Source organism: Cellulomonas sp. P2_B4, from assembly GCF_056404795.1.
In genome coordinates, this window is record NZ_JBFUDI010000034.1 from 1 (window position 1) to 778 (window position 778).

Below are 778 nucleotides of genomic sequence, written 5' to 3' on the forward strand. Positions count from 1 at the left end.
CCCCAGTCCACCGCCCGAACCCGTGACGATCGCGACGCGTCCCTTCAGTGACATCCCACAGCTCCCCTTCTCGTTGATCTTGCGGTGCGGAATATCGCGATTCTCATTCACTCACAAGATAGCGAATATCATTTCACGCCGGGACTGCTGGGTGGCGGCCAGCGCTTTCGGTCCGGTTGCCGATCACACGCGATGGCATCGTGGAAATGGCGCACTCCCTATAGTAAATTATATTCGTTATCGGGAGCAGGTCATGTCGAACTTGAAGCTCGTGGTTGGAGCGTTGTCTCTTTGTTTGTCTGGTTTATTCAGCCCCGCTACCGGGCAGACCGTTGCCACCCGCCCTGACGCTCCCGTACCGGCGACGTGCCATTTCTCCCGTCCCGCCCGTCTCGTCACGGCGATGCGTGATGCCCCCGAGATTGCTGCAGAATTCAAAAGGCAGAAGCTTGACATGGCTGATGTCGGGGAACGATTCATACCGTTCGACGTGGAAGACAACGCGTCGAAGGGATTGCCCCATCGCCAGTTCGTTCGCGCCTATTTCTTCGATGATCGAGCGATTGTTTGGTATTATCAAGGGGGATACGCCACCATCTTTCATGTCGTCGAACTTCGCACTCTGGGCGACACGGACGGATCGGCACCGATTCTTCGTCTTACGGGAACGGCGCTCGGTGGCCCGCTTTGCGTCGCAACACAGGCCATTCTGGATGGCGTTATCGGCCAGTCGGGCTGGTAGGCGGCGCTGAATGGGGCGCTGCCGTCTCGCCTATTT

General features: G+C 58.0%; 1 protein-coding gene. It reads left to right on the plus strand.

Annotation, left to right across the window (positions count from 1 at the left end):
- Nucleotides 1–253 precede the first annotated feature (253 nt).
- The gene (locus tag AC1DZC_RS19910) at nt 254–742 is read left to right on the plus strand and encodes a hypothetical protein (protein WP_465170261.1); all 489 of its coding nucleotides are present in this window, start codon (nt 254–256) and stop codon (nt 740–742) included.
- Nucleotides 743–778 lie beyond the last annotated feature (36 nt).

Coding starts and splice junctions, on each gene's coding strand:
- AC1DZC_RS19910 (WP_465170261.1), top strand. CDS start 254: ATGTCGAACTTGAAGCTCGTGGTTGGAGCGTTGTCTCTTTGTTTGTCT.